Origin of the sequence: Streptomyces pilosus (assembly GCF_014649835.1) — a bacterium.
Taxonomy (GTDB): domain Bacteria; phylum Actinomycetota; class Actinomycetes; order Streptomycetales; family Streptomycetaceae; genus Streptomyces; species Streptomyces pilosus.
In genome coordinates this window covers 179,947-197,353 of the sequence record NZ_BMTU01000005.1, presented here as the reverse complement: position 1 = coordinate 197,353, position 17,407 = coordinate 179,947, and the positions used below count along the sequence as shown (strand labels likewise).

The window sequence follows — 17,407 nt, the reverse complement described above, 5'->3', positions numbered from 1 at the left end:
AAAGTACATAAACGTATATTGAGCGACACAGCGGAGCTTCGCCCGTTACACCGGGAAAGCGCGTGTCGTTGGGAGCATGGCGGGCGTGACGCAGATGACCGCTCGCCGTTCCGCACCGGCCGCCCTGTTCCTGCGGATCCGCGACCGCTCGCCCGGGCTGGCCGCCGGCCTCCTGGGCGGTGCCCTCGCGGCCGGGCTCGGACTCGCGGCGTTCACCGTGCTGGTGATGCTGCTGTGGGTCAGCTCGCCGTACCCGGACAGCGGACCCGGCGGGGCCCTGCACACCGCCGCGGCGCTCTGGCTGCTGGCCCACGGCGCCGAACTGGTCCGGGCCGGCACCCTCTCCGGGGACCCCGCCCCGCTGGGCCTCTCGCCGCTGCTGCTGCTCACGCTGCCGGTGTGGCTGCTGCACCGCGCGGCCCGGGACGCCGCGGACGGCGACGCCGGCGACGAGGCCCCGCTGGTGCCCGGCCGCACGGCACTGGCCGGCGTCGTCCTCGGCTACCTGGCCGTCGGCACGCCCACCGCCTGCTACGCCGCCGGCGGGGCGCTGCGGCCCGAGTGGACCTGGACCGTGGTGTGCGTGCCGCTGGTCGCCGTGCTGGCCGCCGGGACGGGCGTGTGGTCGGCGTACGGCCGTCCGAGCGGACCGCTCGAACGCGTGCTGGGCCGGGTCCTGCCCCGGGGCGCACGCCACCTGGTCCTCGGTCCCGACGGGCGCCCCGGTGTCGCGGCGCGCGCGGCGGCGGCCGGGGCGGCGGTGCTGGCCGGCGGCGGGGCGCTGCTCCTCGCGGTGTCGCTGGCCTGGCACGGCGACGAGACCCGCGGGGCGTTCCTGCGGCTGACCGAGGGCTGGTCGGGATGGCTGGCCGTGCTGCTGCTCTGCGTCACGCTGGTGCCGAACGCCGCCGTCTGGGCCGCCGCCTACGCCCTCGGCCCCGGCTTCCTGCTCGGCGACGGCACCCCGGTGACCCCGCTCGTCTCCGCCCCCGCCCCGCTGCTGCCGCCGTTCCCGCTGCTCGCGGCGGTACCGGACGCGGGGGCGGGAACACCGTGGAACTGGGCGGCCGGGACGGTACCGCTGGCGGCCGGGGCGGTGGCGGGGTGGTACGTGGGCCGGGGCGCCACGATCAGCGGACGGGCCCCCGCCCCCGTCTGGCCGGCCGGCCGCACCGCCGGGGCGGCGGCCCTCGCGGGCGCGCTCTGCGCGATGGCGCTGTCCGTCCTGGCCGCCCTCGCGGGCGGTCCGCTCGGCGGGGCGGCGCTCTCCCGGTTCGGTCCGGTGTGGTGGCAGGTGGGAGCCGCGACCCTGGTGTGGATCGGCGTCACGGCCACCGCGACGTCACTGGCGGTACGGGCCTGGCGTGCCCGCCCGCTCACCGGCACCCCCGTGGCGCACCTCCCGGCGCCGGCGGGGCGCTCCCCGCGCGGGGGCGGCGGGCGGTTCCGGGTCCCGCGCCACGGCGGGGTCGGACGGCCCGCCGCGGGCGGCCCGCCCCGGACACCGGACGCCGACGACCCGGCCGATCCGTACCTGTTCCTCGACCAGGAGTTTCCGGGCCCTGCCGGCCGCCCGGCGGCCGGTGCCGTGCCCGGCGGGGAGTCCGCCGTCCCGGACGCCGGCGAGGAGCCTCCGCCGGCGGGGCGTCACTGACCCCGTGCGGTCACTCGCCGTCGCCGAGGAGGCCGCGCAGTTCCTCCGGCAGGAGGTCGCTGCAGCCCTGGCGCGACTCCTGGGTGAGGGCGTCGTTGGTGCAGGTGTAGTAGTCGCGGTAGACCAGCTGGGCCGCGAACGACGCCGCGACCAGGGCGAGCGCCAGGGACGCCGTGACCAGGCCGCTCACCGCGGCCGTGGTCTGCGGGCGGCCCTTCTGCTCGGGCGCCGGGGCGTCCGGGTCCTGCGCGCGGGGCTTGGCGCGCAGCGCGCTGATGGCCCAGTACAGGGCGAGCGAGCCCAGCAGCAGCGCGACGTACGGCCAGTTGAAGAGGGCGAAGAAGAACGCCCACATACCGGACAGCAGCGCGTACCGCGCCCGGCGCTGGGCCGGGTCCGTGGGGTCCCAGCGCGGGCCCGGCGTCTGCGGGCCGCCGCCCTGCCCCTCGGGGCCGCGCGGACGGTCACCGAAACCGCCGGAGGAACGGCCGGGCTGCCGGTCGCTCCAGTTCCGGCCCCAGGGGGAGCGGCCCCCGCCCTCCCCGCCCGAGGGGTGCCTCGGCTGCCAGGGCCGGTCGGGAGTCCCCTCCGGCGGCGGCGCGAACGGATTGTCCTCCTGGGAACCCTGGGAACCCTGGGAACCCTGGGAACCCTGAGCGCCCCGGGAGCCGCGCTCGTCGTCACCGCCCCCGCCCCGCGGGGCGTCGGGCGGAGTGGAGGGGCGCTCCCGCAGCAGCACGGCGCCACGCTCCCCTCCCTGAGCCGACTGCTGGGGGAACATGAGGAATCGCAGGCTGCGGTCCGGCATCAAGTGAGCGTCTTCCCCTTAATGAAGCACGGCGTGGTCCGGCGCGGCCGCCTCGCACGACGTATCGACTACGACTGAGCTGTGAGCTGGTGCGTTCCCGTCAGCTCCGCGGCCCGGGCCCGTCCTCCTGTGAACGATCGGTGCGCGATGCGCGTTCCCGCGCCGCCACCGGCGATCCAGTACCGGCGTTCCCCGACCGGCTCGTCCCAGACGCTACCTCCCGGCCGCGCCCCCGTCCCGTGGGGGCCGCCCGGTGTGCCGGTATCGTTGCTGACGGTCGGCCGCTTCGTAGGCTTCCCCGTATCCGGGGGCCCGAAGCATTCGGAGGAATGTACAAAGCGCTGCGCCGCCGACCGTGCAGACGCTCCCCGAGAAAGGGCCCCACCGTGGCCGCCAAGCCCGTGGCCGAGCGCGCCAGGCGTCTCGTCGTGCTGGTCTCCGGATCCGGCACCAATCTGCAGGCGCTCCTCGACGAGATCGCCGCCACCGGCACCGAGGCGTACGGGGCCGAGGTCGTGGCCGTCGGCGCCGACCGCGAGGGCATCGAGGGACTGGCCCGTGCCGAGCGCGCCGGGCTGCCGACCTTCGTGTGCCGGGTCAAGGACCACGCGACCCGCGAGGAGTGGGACGCGGCGCTCGCCGGGGCCGTCGCCGCCCACGAGCCCGACCTCGTGGTGTCCGCCGGCTTCATGAAGATCGTGGGGAAGGAGTTCCTCGCGCGCTTCGGCGGGCGGTTCGTCAACACCCACCCCGCCCTGCTGCCCAGTTTCCCCGGGGCCCACGGCGTGCGGGACGCGCTCGCGTACGGCGCCAAGGTCACCGGTTGCACCGTCCACTTCGTCGACGACGGCGTCGACACCGGGCCGATCATCGCGCAGGGCGTGGTGGAGGTCCGGGACGAGGACGACGAGAGCGCTCTGCACGAGCGCATCAAGGAAGTCGAGCGAAGGCTGCTCGTCGAGGTCGTGGGGCTCCTCGCCCGCAACGGCTATCGCATCGAGGGACGAAAGGTAGTTATCCAGTGACCGCCGAGAGCAACAAGCGGGCCATCCGACGGGCGCTCGTCTCCGTCTACGACAAGACCGGCCTCGAGGACCTCGCGCGGGGACTGCACGAGGCCGGCGTGGAGCTCGTCTCCACCGGCTCCACCGCCGCGAAGATCGCCGCCGCGGGCGTCCCCGTCACCAAGGTCGAGGAGCTCACCGGCTTCCCCGAGTGCCTGGACGGCCGCGTCAAGACCCTGCACCCCAAGGTCCACGCCGGCATCCTCGCCGACCTGCGCCTGGAGGACCACCGGCGGCAGCTGGCCGACCTGGGCGTTCAGCCGTTCGACCTCGTCGTCGTGAACCTCTACCCGTTCCGCGAGACCGTCGCCTCCGGCGCGACGCCCGACGAGTGCGTGGAGCAGATCGACATCGGCGGCCCGTCCATGGTGCGCGCCGCCGCCAAGAACCACCCCTCCGTCGCGGTCGTCACCAGCCCGGCCCGCTACGGCGACGTCCTCGCGGCCGTCCGCGACGGCGGCTTCGACCTCACCGCCCGCAAGCGGCTCGCCGCGGAGGCCTTCCAGCACACGGCCGCCTACGACGTCGCCGTCGCCTCCTGGTTCGCCTCCGACTACGCCCCGGTGGACGAGTCGTCGTTCCCCGACTTCCTGGGCGCCACCTGGGAGCGCAAGAACACCCTGCGCTACGGCGAGAACCCGCACCAGCCCGCCGCCCTGTACGTCTCCGGGACGGGCGGCCTCGCCGAGGCCGAGCAGCTGCACGGCAAGGAGATGTCGTACAACAACTACACGGACACGGACGCCGCCTTCCGTGCCGCGTACGACCACGAGGCCCCGGCCGTCGCGATCATCAAGCACGCCAACCCGTGCGGCATCGCGACCGGCGCGGACGTCGCCGAGGCGCACCGCAAGGCGCACGCCTGCGACCCGCTGTCGGCGTTCGGCGGTGTCATCGCCGTGAACCGCCCGGTCAGCAAGGAGATGGCCGAGCAGGTCGCGGAGATCTTCACCGAGGTCATCGTCGCGCCGGACTACGAGGAGGGCGCCCTCGAAGCCCTCACCCGGAAGAAGAACATCCGCGTCCTGCGCGCCCCCGAGGCCCCGTCCGCCCCGGTCGAGGTCAAGCCCATCGACGGCGGCGCGCTCCTCCAGGTCACCGACCGCCTCCAGGCCGAGGGCGACGACCCGGCCACCTGGACGCTGGCCACCGGTGAGGCCCTCTCCGAGGCGGAGCTGGCCGAACTGGCCTTCGCCTGGAGGGCGTGCCGCGCGGTGAAGTCCAACGCGATCCTGCTCGCCAAGGACGGCGCCTCCGTCGGCGTCGGCATGGGCCAGGTCAACCGCGTCGACTCCGCGAAGCTGGCGGTGGAGCGGGCGGGCGCCGAGCGCGCGGCCGGCTCCTACGCCGCCTCGGACGCGTTCTTCCCCTTCCCCGACGGCCTGGAGATCCTCACCGGCGCCGGCGTGAAGGCCGTGGTCCAGCCCGGCGGTTCGGTCCGCGACGAGCTGGTCGTCGAGGCCGCGAAGAAGGCGGGCGTGACCATGTACTTCACCGGTACGCGGCACTTCTTCCACTGACGGCCCGTCCGCCCGGCCGCCCGCACGGGCGGCCGGGCGCACGCCGCAACGCAGCAGGGCCGTGCCCCCACACCCGGGGGGCACGGCCCTGCTGCGGTGAACGGCGTGGTCGCGCCGGCCGATCAGTACCTGGGGCGCCTGAACCAGTCCGCGCTGGCGCGCTTGGCCGCGAAGACGATCACCAGGATCGAGACGACCCAGATCAGCAGGCCGAGGCCGTACATGCCCAGGGCGAAGATGCCGCTGACGATCGCGAACGAGGCGTACACGATCGAGCAGACGCGGACGGCGGGGCCGCCCTTGGCGTACTGCAGCAGCAGCACCAGGCCGAGGATCGCGAAGACGGCGGCCAGGCCGACGAAGAAGACGATGACGCCCTTGCCCAGGTCGGCGAACTCCTCGGCGCTGACGTCACCGGAGATGCCGGCCTCGTCCACCAGCTCGTCCCACTGGGCCAGCGCCACGGCGTACACGGCTGCGATGATCACGTGGGCCACGGCGATCACGGCGAGCAGGATCTGCGCGGCGCGGGTGATGCCGGGCATCTGGGTGGGGGCGTAACCGCCGCCGTACGGCTGGGACACCGGCGGCGCCGCGGGGTAGCCGTAACCCTGCTGCGGGGCGCCGGGCTGCTGCGGGTAGCCGTAGCCGGGGCCGGCCGGGGGCTGCTGGGGCGGCTGCCCGTAGGGGTTGTTCGGGTCGCCGAAACTCATGGCGGTTCTTCCTCCGTTGCGCTTCAGGTGCGGGGACGACGCGAGGGCCGGCGCGGAGGAAGGTGCACCGATGCGGTCCGTCCCCCCGGTTCTGCCCGCGGCACTGCGCCACTCATCGTTCTTGACCGTTCCTTTCCTTGTCCAGGCGTACGCCGTATGTGTTGTGCAAGTGCAACATCACTGATCTTGGACCGGTTCGGGCGGAAGTCGATCGGTTCCGCGCAGGGGGCGTCCGGCGGCCGGATCGCGGGCTGATTGGAACCGGGGCCCGGTCATCCGCGAGGATGGGGGGCATGACCGCCCAGATTCTCGATGGCAAGGCCACCGCAGCAGAGATCAAGTCCGATCTGACCGCCCGCGTGGCGGCGCTGAAGGAGAAGGGCGTCACGCCCGGCCTCGGCACGATCCTCGTGGGGGACGACCCCGGCAGCCAGAAGTACGTCGCCGGCAAGCACCGTGACTGCGCCCAGGTGGGCATCGCCTCCATCCAGCGTGAACTGCCGGCCACGGCCACGCAGGAGGAGATCGAGGCGGTCGTCCGGGAGCTGAACGAGGACCCCGCCTGCACCGGTTACATCGTCCAGCTGCCGCTGCCCAAGGGCATCGACGAGAACCGCATTCTCGAACTCATGGACCCCGAGAAGGACGCCGACGGCCTCCACCCGATGAACCTCGGCCGTCTCGTCCTCAACGAGCCGGCTCCCCTGCCCTGCACCCCCAACGGCATCATCACCCTGCTGCGCCGCCACGGCGTGGAGATCAAGGGAGCCGAGGTGGTGGTCGTCGGACGCGGTGTCACCATCGGCCGCCCGATGCCGCTGCTGCTGACCCGGCGCAGCGAGAACGCCACCGTGACCCAGTGCCACACCGGCACCCGCGACCTGGCCGCCCACCTGCGGCGCGCCGACATCATCGTGGCCGCCGCGGGCAGCGCCCACCTGATCCGCCCCGAGGACGTCAAGCCGGGTGCGGCCGTCCTCGACGTCGGTGTCTCCCGCAGCGCCGAGGGCAAGATCGTGGGCGACGTCCACCCGGGCGTGGCCGAGGTGGCCGGCTGGGTCGCCCCGAACCCCGGTGGCGTCGGCCCCATGACCCGGGCCCAGCTGCTGGTCAACGTGGTCGAGGCGGCGGAGCGCAGTGCCGGCTGAGCAGAACGCCTCCGACGCGCCCGGAGCCTCCGGCAGCTCCGAGGCGCCGGAGCGGCCCGAGGACATCACCGTCCGCGACGCCGTCAGCGCGCCCGACGCCGAGGGCAGGCCGCGGCGTGCCACCCGCCGGTTCCCGCTCTTCACCCGGGACACCGCGCGTCCCGAGGGCGGCGGCAGGGCCGCCCCGGGGGACGCGCCCGCGCCCGCCCGCCAGTGGCCCATCCTCGCCGTCCTGCTCACGGTCGGGCTGGGGCTGCTGGTCACCGCGATGGACCAGTTCCGGCTCGGCACGCTGCTGATCGGCGTGGCCCTGGTGGCCGGGGCGCTGCTGCGCTGGCTGGTGCGCAACGTCGGCATGCTCGCGGTGCGCTCCCGCTTCACCGACATCGTCACGTACGGCGGGCTGGGCCTGGCGATCGTGCTGCTGGCGCTGATGGTCCAGCCGGAGCCGAAGCTCAGGATCCCGTTCCTGGCGGACCTGCTGCACTTCACGATCAGCGGCTGAGCCGCTCCTGATCGCTGCCGGCCACGGCCCGTCCTCACCCCCGTGAGAGGACGGGCCGTCGCCGCGCTCCACACTCCTGCACGGTGAAGCGCCTGATCAACGGCTGCCCGGCCGCTGTGGCACGGAAGTGACCGTTCCGCTACGTCGCCCGGAATCCGCGGACGGCACCGCGATGCGACTGCGACATGCTCGCGACAACCGTGCACGTCAGAACCGCCGGGGGCCCGGCAGGTGCCGCGTCGCGGCGCGCCGCGCACAGGTTCCCGCCGCCGTTCGGGTGGGGCGTACGGGATTCATGCGACAAGATGCGGGACGGGGGAACAAAGAGGAAGAACCGGGGCAGTGCGACACGTTCCACCCGCTTCTTCCGGGTTCTGTTCGGTCCGGGGTCCGACCGGTGGGACACTGGGGGGCGAGCGATCGGGCGTGCGACGTTGCACGCCCACGGCCCAGATGCTCCCGTGCGCCCCCACCCCGGGAACTGAGACCCTGGCTGGCGGCATCCCTGTGGGTAGCCAGACGGGGACTCGGCAGAGGGCACCATGCGCGAGGGAAGAACAGCACGAACCGGGGGGAAGAGGGGGAAGCAATGCCTCGTTGGAAGGCCTTGCCGGAGGAACTCGATCCGCAGATCAGGGAGTTCACGAGCCAGCTGAGGCGGGTCGTGGACCGCAGTGGCCTGAGCGTCGCGTCGGTCTCCGACCGCACGGGCTACAGCAAGACGTCCTGGGAGCGGTATCTGAACGGACGGCTGCTGGCGCCGAAGGGCGCGATCGTGGCCCTGGCCGAGGTCACCGGGACCAACCCGCTGCACCTCACCACCATGTGGGAGCTCGCCGAGCGCGCCTGGAGCCGCTCGGAGATGCGCCACGACATGACCATGGAGGCGATCCGGATCTCGCAGGCGCGTGCCGCGCTCAGCGAGGTCGCCGGGCCGTCGTCGGGCGGCAGGTCCCGCAAGGGCGGGGCCGCGGTCCGTCCGGGTGTCGCGGGACCGGCCGGTGTCGCGCCGAGCGTGCCGCCGCAGCCGACCGCCTCCGAGGTGCGCGACTCGGCGGGCGAGGGCGGCGGGAACTCCTGGGGTGTCTCTGGTTCCGCCGGGTCGCCGCAGCCGGGCGGGCGCGGCACCGCGTCCGCGCCGCCGGCCGGCGGCCGGGCGGCGGGGGCGCACGGCGCACCGCCCCGGGGCACCGCGGGTCACGGCCGCCAGGCCGGCTCCGGCCGTCCCGGCGGCAAGAAGCGCACGTCGACGCTGATCGCCGGAGCGGTGGGGGCGCTCGTGGTGATCGCCGCGGCGTTCTACGTCACCGGCATGGAGGACGGCAAGAAGAAGGACGACGCGGCCAAGTCCCCGTCCCCGACCGCCACCAGCGACGCGAACCTGCCGCCGGGCGTCGAGTGCAGCGGCGCGAGCTGCGACGGCAAGGACGCCGAGGCCATGGGGTGCAGCGGTGACCTCGTCACCACGGCGCAGACCGCGACCGTCGGCACCGCCACCGTCGAGGTCCGCTACAGCGAGATCTGTGGTGCGGCGTGGGGGAGGATCACCCAGGCCGGCCAGGGCGACACGGTGGAGATCAGCGCCGGCTCGTCGAAGCAGAGCGACACCATCTCCGCGGCCGGTGACACGGTCACGTACACCGCGATGGTGCCGGTCGAGAACGAGGCCGACGCCAAGGCCTGCGCGACGCTGGCCGCCTCCGGCGAGAAGGGCTGCACGGAGTAGCCCGGCCGCGAGGGCACCCGACCGGCCCGACGCCCCGGACACCCCGGGGCGGCCGGGCCGTCCGTTCTCCCGCCGCCCCTCCGCCCCGCCACATCACGCGTTCGGAACCCGGCGTCCGGTCCGGAGACCCGCGAGTAGGCCGTACGGGTTCATCTGTGTGGGGGAATGGTGGGGATGCGCATGGGCCCCCCAAAGGCGGGCAGGCGAAAAGTACCCCCACGGGAGTCCGACCCGGTCGGTCCCCGACGGCGGCCGCTCCGCCCCCACCTCTCCCGGGCCGAGCGGCCGCCCCTCGTACGCCCTGCCGGTACCCGCGTACGCGGGCCGTCACGCTGTGGGGCGGGCCACAGCGAACCCGGCCGTCCGTGCTCGCGGATGCGCGATAGCCTGACCGCTGGATCTCTCTTGACGCCAAGAGATCGATCATTCGATCCGATGATCGATCATCGTGGCGGACGCCGGTCACGAGCCGGGAGCGGGATCCAGCATCCCGGGGCAGGGACCGCCCCACCGCCAGCTGTCATACGGAGAACGCCATGACCCGCACTCCCGTGAACGTCACCGTCACCGGCGCGGCCGGCCAGATCGGTTACGCCCTGCTCTTCCGCATCGCCTCCGGCCAGCTGCTCGGCGCGGACGTGCCGGTCAAGCTGCGCCTGCTGGAGATCACCCCGGCGCTGAAGGCGGCCGAGGGCACGGCCATGGAGCTGGACGACTGCGCGTTCCCGCTCCTGCAGGGCATCGACATCACGGACGACCCGAACGTGGCGTTCGACGGCGCGAACGTCGGCCTCCTCGTGGGCGCCCGGCCGCGCACCAAGGGCATGGAGCGCGGTGACCTCCTCGAGGCCAACGGCGGCATCTTCAAGCCGCAGGGCCAGGCCATCAACGCCCACGCCGCGGACGACATCCGCGTCCTGGTCGTCGGCAACCCGGCCAACACCAACGCGCTGATCGCCCAGGCCGCCGCCCCGGACGTGCCCGCCGAGCGCTTCACCGCGATGACGCGCCTGGACCACAACCGCGCGCTGACCCAGCTGTCGAAGAAGACCGGCGTCCCGGTCTCCGAGATCAAGAAGCTGACGATCTGGGGCAACCACTCCGCCACCCAGTACCCGGACATCTTCCACGCCACCGTCGCCGGCAAGAACGCCGCCGAGGTCGTGAACGACGAGAAGTGGCTGGCTGAGGACTTCATCCCGACCGTCGCCAAGCGCGGTGCCGCGATCATCGAGGCCCGTGGCGCCTCGTCGGCCGCCTCCGCCGCCAACGCCGCCATCGACCACGTGTACACCTGGGTCAACGGCACCGCCGACGGCGACTGGGCCTCCATGGGCATCCCGTCCGACGGTTCCTACGGCGTCCCGGAGGGCCTCATCTCCTCCTTCCCGGTCACCGTGAAGGACGGCGCCTACGAGATCGTCCAGGGCCTGGAGATCAACGAGTTCTCCCGCGCCCGGATCGACGCCTCCGTCAAGGAGCTCGAGGAGGAGCGCGAGGCGGTCCGCTCCCTCGGCCTTCTCTGATCCGACCCGCGCCGGGTTCCCCCGCGCAGTACTTCAGGGCCCCGTACCGGTACCACCGGTACGGGGCCCGCCGCGTTCCCTCCCGTCTTGTCCCCGCATCCCTCCGCGCCTTCTCCCCGCCTTCCGTGACCCGGCGCACTCCCGCCCGCGGATTCGGCATGCATCCGGGGCGTCAGGGCAGGAGCTCCCGGTCCCGTGGATGACACGTGCGTGATGCACGGATGTGTGATGCGCGGACCGGAACAGGAACGGAAGGCAGTGACCGAACATGGCGGACAGCACAGCGCTCCGGGCGCGCGACACCATCCACGTGGGGGGCGAGTGGCGGGCCGCCGTCTCGGGGGCCACCCGTGAGGTCCTCGACCCCGCGGACGCCCTGCCGTTCGCCGTGGTCGCGGAGGGCGACGAGAAGGACACCGACCTGGCGGTGGCCGCCGCGCGCCGCGCGTTCGACGAGGGCCCCTGGCCGCGGACACCGGCCGCCGAACGGGCCGCGCTGCTGCGCCGCGTCGCCGAACTGCTCGTCCGGGACCGGGAGAAGCTCGGTCTGCTGGAGAGCCGGGACGCGGGCAAGACCGTCGAGGAGGGGCGTGTCGACATCGACTGCGTGGCCGACGCCTTCCGTTACTTCGCCGACCTGGTCGCCGGGGAGGCGCCCGGACGGGTCGTCGACGCGGGATCGCCCGACGTCCACAGCGTCGTCGTGCACGAGCCGGTCGGCGTCTGCGCGCTGATCACCCCCTGGAACTACCCATTGCTCCAGGCGAGTTGGAAGATCGCCCCGGCTCTCGCGGCGGGCAACACCTTCGTCGTCAAGCCCAGCGAGATCACCCCCCTCACCACTGTCGCCCTCGTCGACCTGCTGATCGAGGCCGGACTGCCCGCCGGGGTCGCGGGCGTCGTCACCGGCCCCGGCCACACCGTCGGCGCCCGGATGGCCGAACACCCCGACGTCGACCTGGTCTCCTTCACCGGCGGCCTGGCCAGCGGCACCAAGGTCGCCCAGGCCGCCGCGCCGGGCGTGAAGAAGGTGGCCCTCGAACTCGGCGGCAAGAACCCCAACGTGGTCTTCGCCGACGCCTGCGCCACCGAGGACGGCTTCGACACCGCCGTCGACCAGGCCCTCAACGCGGCCTTCATCCACAGCGGACAGGTCTGCTCCGCGGGCGCCCGGCTCATCGTCGAGGAGTCGGTACGGGACCGCTTCGTCACCGAACTCGCCCGCCGCGCCGAGCGGATCAGGCTCGGCCGGGGCACCGAGGACGGCGTCGAGTGCGGCCCGCTGGTCTCCGCGCAGCAGCGCGCGAAGGTCGAGGCGTACGTCGAGTCCGCGCTGCGGGAGGGCGCCGTGCTGCGCTGCGGCGGCAAGCGGCCCGCGCCGTCCGCCGAACGCCCCGAGGCCGGCTACTTCTACGAGCCGACCGTCCTCGACCGCTGCCACCGCGAGATGAAGGTCGTACGCGAGGAGGTCTTCGGACCGGTCCTCACCGTCGAGACCTTCCGCACCGAGGACGAGGCCGTCGCCCTCGCCAACGACACCGAGTACGGGCTGGCCGGCGCGGTGTGGACCGCGGACGCCGGCCGTGCCCGCCGGGTGGCCGGCAGGCTGCGCCACGGCACCGTGTGGATCAACGACTTCCACCCCTACCTCCCGCAGGCGGAGTGGGGCGGATTCGGCAAGAGCGGAGTGGGGCGCGAGCTCGGCCCGGCCGGTCTCGCCGAGTACCGCGAGACCAAGCACGTCTACCAGAACCTGGCCCCCAGGCCGGTGCGCTGGTTCGCCGGCTGACCCCACCACACCCGCGGCACCGACCCGCACACCGCGGAACCGACCCGCACACCCGCGGCACCGACCCGCACACCGCGGAACCGACCCGCACACCCGCGGCACCGACCCGCACACCGCGGAACCGATGGAAGTCCCGCGGCACCGAAGGAGAGAGGGCGAGGGGCACGGCACGCACGGCCGTACCCCTCGCCCCGGCCGTGCCGCACGACGTCACGCACGACGTCGCACCGCGACCGACCCACCCGCCCCCGAGTCCCCGGAGGAGTACCACCCCGATGCCCGCTCACACCCACGAACACGAAGAACACGTCTACGACTACGTCGTCATAGGCGGCGGCACCGCCGGATCCGTCATCGCCTCCCGGCTGACCGAGAACCCGGACGTGACCGTCGCCGTCATCGAGGGCGGCCCCAGCGACGTCGGCCGCGACGACGTACTGACCCTGCGCCGCTGGATGGGCCTGCTCGGCGGCGAACTGGACTACGACTACCCGACCACCGAACAGCCGCGCGGCAACTCGCACATCAGGCACAGCCGGGCCCGGGTCCTCGGCGGCTGCTCCTCCCACAACACCCTCATCGCCTTCAAGCCGCTGCCGTCCGACTGGGACGAGTGGGAGGCGGCCGGCGCCCGGGGCTGGGGCGCGGTGCGGATGGAGGCGTACTACGCGCGCCTGGAGAACAACATCGTCCCGGTCGACGAGAAGGACCGCAACGCCATCGCCCGGGATTTCGTGGACGCCGCGCGAACGGCCCTCGGGGTCCCCCGGATCGAGGGCTTCAACGACGAGCCGTTCACCGAGGGGGCCGGCTTCTTCGACCTGGCCTACCACCCGGAGGACAACAAGCGTTCCTCGGCGTCGGTGGCGTACCTCCACCCGGTGATGGACCAGCGCCCCAACCTCACCCTCCTGCTGGAGACCTGGGCGTACCGCCTGGAGCTGGACGGCACCCGCGCCGAAGGCGTCCACGTGCGCACCAAGGACGGCGAGGAGATCCTCGTCAGGGCGCGGCGCGAGGTCGTGCTGTGTGCCGGCGCCGTCGACTCCCCGCGTCTGCTGCTGCACTCGGGCATCGGTCCGAGGGCCGACCTGGAGGCGCTCGGCATACCCGTGGTGCTCGACCTGCCCGGCGTCGGCGAGAACCTGCTCGACCATCCCGAGTCGGTGATCGTCTGGGAGACGGACGGTCCCATCCCGGAGAACTCCGCGATGGACTCCGACGCAGGACTGTTCGTGCGCCGCGATCCCGGACACGCGGGCCCCGACCTGATGTTCCACTTCTACCAGATCCCGTTCACCGACAACCCGGAGCGACTGGGCTACCGGCGGCCGGAGTTCGGCGTCTCCATGACCCCGAACATCCCCAAGCCGAAGTCCCGCGGCCGCCTCTACCTCACCAGCGCCGACCCCGAGGCCAAGCCCGCCCTCGACTTCCGCTACTTCACCGACGAGGACGACTACGACGGCCGCACCCTCGTCGACGGCATCCGCATCGCCCGCGAGATCGCGAAGACCGAACCGCTGGCCCACTGGCTCAAGCGCGAGGTGGCCCCCGGGCCGGACGTCACCGGCGACGAGGAACTCGGCGAGTACGCCCGCAAGGCCGCCCACACCGTCTACCACCCGGCGGGCACCTGCCGGATGGGCGACGCCGACGACGAACAGGCGGTCGTCGACCCCGAGTTGCGCATCCGCGGACTGCGGGGCATCCGGATCGCGGACGCCTCCGTCTTCCCGACCATGACCGCCGTCAACCCGATGATCTGCGTCCTCATGGTCGGCGAGCGCGCCGCCGACCTGATCGGCGGTGCCGCGTGACCACCACCGCCACCCCCGCGACCGGCACCCCGGTCTTCGCCGTCGACGGCCTGTGGAAGGTCTTCGGACCCAAGGCCGACCGCGTTCCCGGCGACCCCGCCCTCGCCGCCCTCGACCCCGCCGAACTGCGCTCCCGCACCGGCTGCACGGCCGCCGTGCGCGACGTGGGCTTCGACGTCCGCAAGGGCGAGGTCTTCGTCGTCATGGGCCTGTCCGGCTCCGGCAAGTCCACGCTGGTGCGCTGCCTGACCCGGCTGATCGAGCCGACCGCGGGCACCATCGCCATCGACGGCGAGGACGTCCGCGCGATGGACGGGGCACGGCTGCGCGCCCTGCGCCGGCACCGTGCCGCCATGGTCTTCCAGCACTTCGGCCTGCTGCCGCACCGCACCGTCCTCGACAACGTCGCCTACGGCCTGGAGATCCAGGGCATGGGCAGGGCGGAACGCCGCGAGAAGGCCGCCGAGGTCGTCGCCAAGGTCGGCCTGGAGGGCATGGAACAGCGCAGACCCGCCCAGCTCTCCGGCGGCCAGCGGCAGCGCGTCGGACTCGCCCGGGCCCTCGCCGTCGACCCCGAGGTCCTCCTCTTCGACGAGCCGTTCAGCGCGCTCGACCCGCTGATCCGGCGCGACATGCAGGAGGAGGTGGTCCGGCTGCACCGCGAGGAGGGCCGCACCATGGTCTTCATCACCCACGACCTTCAGGAGGCCCTGAAGCTCGGCGACCGGATCGCCCTCATGCGCGACGGCCGCGTGGTGCAACTGGGCACCCCGGAGGAGATCGTGGGCTCGCCCGCCGACGACTACGTCCGCGCCTTCGTCCGCGACGTGCCGCGCGAACAGGTGCTGACCGTCCGCACGGCGATGCGCCCCGCCGCCACCTCCGAGGAGGCCGCCACGGGGCCGGGCGTCCGGCCGGACGCCACGGTGTCGGAGGCCATCGAGGCGGTGTCCCGGGCGGGCACCTCCGTCCGGGTCCTGGACGACGGCAGGTGCGTGGGCGTGGTGGACGCGGCAGCCCTGCTGAACGTGGTCGCCGGCGAGGTGGCCACAGGTGTGGGCAGTCATGCCGACGCAGCTGCGGGCAGTCGCGCCGCTGGGGCGGCACGGATGGGCGCGGCGGCACCCGCCGAGCGCCGCGAGCCGGATCCGGCCCCCGCCACCACCAGCGAGGAGCCGGTGTGATGGCAACGCTCACGGCAACGGCCGAGAAGACGTCCCCGCCGGGCATCCGGGCCAACCCCACCGCCCGCAAGCTCGCCGCCCTCGCCCTCGTCGCGGCCGTCCTCGTTCCCCTCGCCGCCGCCCGCTGGTCCAGCGGCACCTGGCCGGGCGCTCTGACCGTCGATGTCTCCGGACCGCTCGGCAGGACCAGCGACTGGATCATCGACAACCGCGACTCCCACCCCCTGTTCCTCCACTTCCTCGGCCACGTCAGCAACGCCGTCGTCATCTCCGTACGCGCCGTGTACCTCGCCCTCCTCGCCGTCGGCTGGGCGGGAGTGACCGGTGTGTGCGCCCTGGTCGCCTGGCGCGTGGCGGGCGTCCGCCTCGCCCTCGGGACCGCCGGCGCGTTCCTCGCCTGCGGCCTCCTCGGCATGTGGGTGCCGACCATGCAGACCCTCGCGCTCATGGTGGTCGCCGTGGCCGTGTCCGTCCTGGTGGGCATGGTCCTCGGCCTCGCCGCCGGCCTGTCCGGCCGCATGGACCGGATCCTGCGTCCGGTCCTCGACACCATGCAGGTCCTCCCGGCGTTCGCCTACCTGCTGCCCGTCGTCCTGGTGTTCGGCATCGGCGTCCCCGCGGCCGTCCTGGCCACCGTCGTCTACGCCGCCCCGCCCATGGCCCGCCTCACCGCGCTCGGGCTGCGCGGCGCCGACAAGGAGGTGCTGGAGGCGGTCGAGTCGCTCGGGACCACCGCCCGTCAGCGGCTGCTCACCGCGCGCCTCCCGCTGGCCCGCAGGGAACTGCTCCTCGGCCTCAACCAGACGATCATGATGGCGCTGTCCATGGCCGTCATCGCCTCCGTCATCGGCGCAGGCGGTCTCGGCGACCGCGTCTACCAGGCCCTCGCCTCGGTCGACGTCGGCGCCGCGCTCGCCGCCGGCGTCCCGATCGTGCTGCTCGCCGTCGTCCTCGACCGGGTGACCGGCGCGGCCGGCGCGCGGCTCGGGCAGGAGCCCGCTCCGCACGCCCGCGCGCTGTGGGCGGCCGCCCTGGCCGCCGCCGCGGCCGTCGCGGTCGCCGGACGGCTCACGGACCGCCTGGAGTGGCCCGACGGATGGGTCGTGGGCATCGCCGAACCCGTCAACCGGGCCGTCGGCTGGATGACCGACCACCTGTACTCGGGCGTGCCCGTCGTCGGCGGCACCGCCGACTGGGCGGGCCGCTTCACCACCTGGGTCCTCGACCCGCTCCGGGACGGCCTGCAGTGGCTGCCCTGGTGGTCGGTGCTCCTCGTCGTCGCCGGCCTGGCCTGGGTGATCGGCACCTGGCGCACCGCCCTCACCGCCACCTCGGCCATGGCCGCGATCGGCGTGCTCGGCGTGTGGAAGCCCTCGCTGGACACGCTCTCCCAGGTGCTCGCGGCCGTCGCCGTGACGCTCCTCGTCGGCTTCGCGACCGGTGTCGCCGCCGCCCGCAGCGACCGCGTCGAACGCCTGCTGCGTCCCGTGCTGGACGTGTTCCAGACGATGCCGCAGTTCGTGTACCTCATCCCCGTCGTCGCCCTGTTCGGTGTCGGACGTGCCCCGGCCGTCGCCGCCGCGGTCGTCTACGCGCTGCCGGCCGTCGTCCGCATCACCACCCAGGGCCTGCGCCAGGTCGACCCGGCAGCCCTGGAGGCGGCCCGCTCGCTCGGCGCGACCAGCGGCCAGCAACTGCGCCAGGTCCAGCTCCCGCTGGCCCGCCCGGCGCTGCTGCTCGCCGTCAACCAGGGTGTGGTGCTGGTCCTCGCCGTCGTCATCATCGGCGGTCTGGTCGGCGGCGGCGCGCTCGGCTACGACGTCGTCTTCGGCCTCGCCCAGGGCGACCTGGCGACCGGCCTGGTGGCCGGGGCGGCGATCGTCTGCCTGGGCCTGATGCTCGACCGGGTGACCCAGCCGACCGAACGCCGCGCACGGAAGGGAGCGTGAC

General features: G+C 73.6%; 13 protein-coding genes. 11 read left to right on the top strand and 2 right to left on the bottom strand.

Features of this window, described 5'->3' with window-relative positions; genetic code table 11:
- Window positions 1-76: 76 nt before the first annotated feature.
- Window positions 77-1,654 carry a cell division protein PerM gene (locus IE118_RS14690; RefSeq protein ID WP_229846814.1) on the top strand — a complete coding sequence of 526 codons (1,578 nt, stop codon included), beginning with the start codon at window positions 77-79 and terminating at the stop codon, window positions 1,652-1,654.
- A gap of 10 nt (window positions 1,655-1,664) precedes the next feature.
- Here IE118_RS14690 and IE118_RS14685 read toward each other — a convergent pair whose 3' ends face one another.
- Window positions 1,665-2,462 (bottom strand): hypothetical protein, encoded by a 798-nt coding sequence (locus tag IE118_RS14685; protein WP_189558335.1) that lies wholly within the window; start codon window positions 2,460-2,462, stop codon window positions 1,665-1,667.
- Window positions 2,463-2,848: 386 nt separating this feature from the next.
- On the opposite strand from IE118_RS14685, the gene purN reads away from it, so the two are divergent.
- Both purN and purH read left to right on the top strand, forming a co-directional pair.
- A complete protein-coding gene (gene purN / locus IE118_RS14680; protein ID WP_189558334.1) occupies window positions 2,849-3,487 on the top strand; it encodes a phosphoribosylglycinamide formyltransferase in 639 nt (212 codons plus the stop codon).
- Window positions 3,484-5,046, top strand: a complete 1,563-nt coding sequence (gene purH, locus IE118_RS14675) for a bifunctional phosphoribosylaminoimidazolecarboxamide formyltransferase/IMP cyclohydrolase (RefSeq protein ID WP_189558333.1) — start codon at window positions 3,484-3,486, stop codon at window positions 5,044-5,046. The genes purN and purH overlap by 4 nt, the downstream gene beginning before the upstream one ends.
- A 122-nt stretch (window positions 5,047-5,168) precedes the next feature.
- On the opposite strand, the gene IE118_RS14670 is transcribed toward purH, so the two are convergent.
- Window positions 5,169-5,759, bottom strand: a complete 591-nt coding sequence (locus IE118_RS14670) for a hypothetical protein (protein ID WP_189558332.1) — start codon at window positions 5,757-5,759, stop codon at window positions 5,169-5,171.
- Window positions 5,760-6,052: 293 nt separating this feature from the next.
- Between IE118_RS14670 and IE118_RS14665 the strand changes: the two genes are divergently transcribed.
- From IE118_RS14665 to IE118_RS14630, 8 genes are all read left to right on the top strand, one after another.
- On the top strand, window positions 6,053-6,907 hold the full coding sequence (locus IE118_RS14665) for a bifunctional methylenetetrahydrofolate dehydrogenase/methenyltetrahydrofolate cyclohydrolase (RefSeq protein ID WP_189558331.1): 855 nt from the start codon (window positions 6,053-6,055) through the stop codon (window positions 6,905-6,907).
- Window positions 6,897-7,412: a DUF3017 domain-containing protein gene (locus IE118_RS14660; protein ID WP_189558330.1), complete on the top strand. Its 516-nt coding sequence runs from the start codon at window positions 6,897-6,899 to the stop codon at window positions 7,410-7,412. The genes IE118_RS14665 and IE118_RS14660 overlap by 11 nt, the downstream gene beginning before the upstream one ends.
- Window positions 7,413-8,001: 589 nt before the next feature.
- Complete coding sequence (locus IE118_RS14655) at window positions 8,002-9,138, top strand: helix-turn-helix domain-containing protein (protein WP_189558329.1); 1,137 nt, start codon at window positions 8,002-8,004, stop codon at window positions 9,136-9,138.
- A gap of 536 nt (window positions 9,139-9,674) precedes the next feature.
- Window positions 9,675-10,664: a malate dehydrogenase gene (locus IE118_RS14650; protein ID WP_189558328.1), complete on the top strand. Its 990-nt coding sequence runs from the start codon at window positions 9,675-9,677 to the stop codon at window positions 10,662-10,664.
- Window positions 10,665-10,932: 268 nt separating this feature from the next.
- Window positions 10,933-12,453: an aldehyde dehydrogenase family protein gene (locus IE118_RS14645; protein WP_189558327.1), complete on the top strand. Its 1,521-nt coding sequence runs from the start codon at window positions 10,933-10,935 to the stop codon at window positions 12,451-12,453.
- A gap of 275 nt (window positions 12,454-12,728) precedes the next feature.
- Window positions 12,729-14,273 (top strand): GMC family oxidoreductase, encoded by a 1,545-nt coding sequence (locus IE118_RS14640; protein WP_189558326.1) that lies wholly within the window; start codon window positions 12,729-12,731, stop codon window positions 14,271-14,273.
- Window positions 14,270-15,457 carry a quaternary amine ABC transporter ATP-binding protein gene (locus IE118_RS14635; protein WP_189558325.1) on the top strand — a complete coding sequence of 396 codons (1,188 nt, stop codon included), beginning with the start codon at window positions 14,270-14,272 and terminating at the stop codon, window positions 15,455-15,457. Before IE118_RS14640 ends, IE118_RS14635 begins: the two co-directional genes overlap by 4 nt.
- Window positions 15,457-17,406 (top strand): ABC transporter permease, encoded by a 1,950-nt coding sequence (locus IE118_RS14630; RefSeq protein WP_189558324.1) that lies wholly within the window; start codon window positions 15,457-15,459, stop codon window positions 17,404-17,406. Before IE118_RS14635 ends, IE118_RS14630 begins: the two co-directional genes overlap by 1 nt.
- Window position 17,407 lies beyond the last annotated feature (1 nt).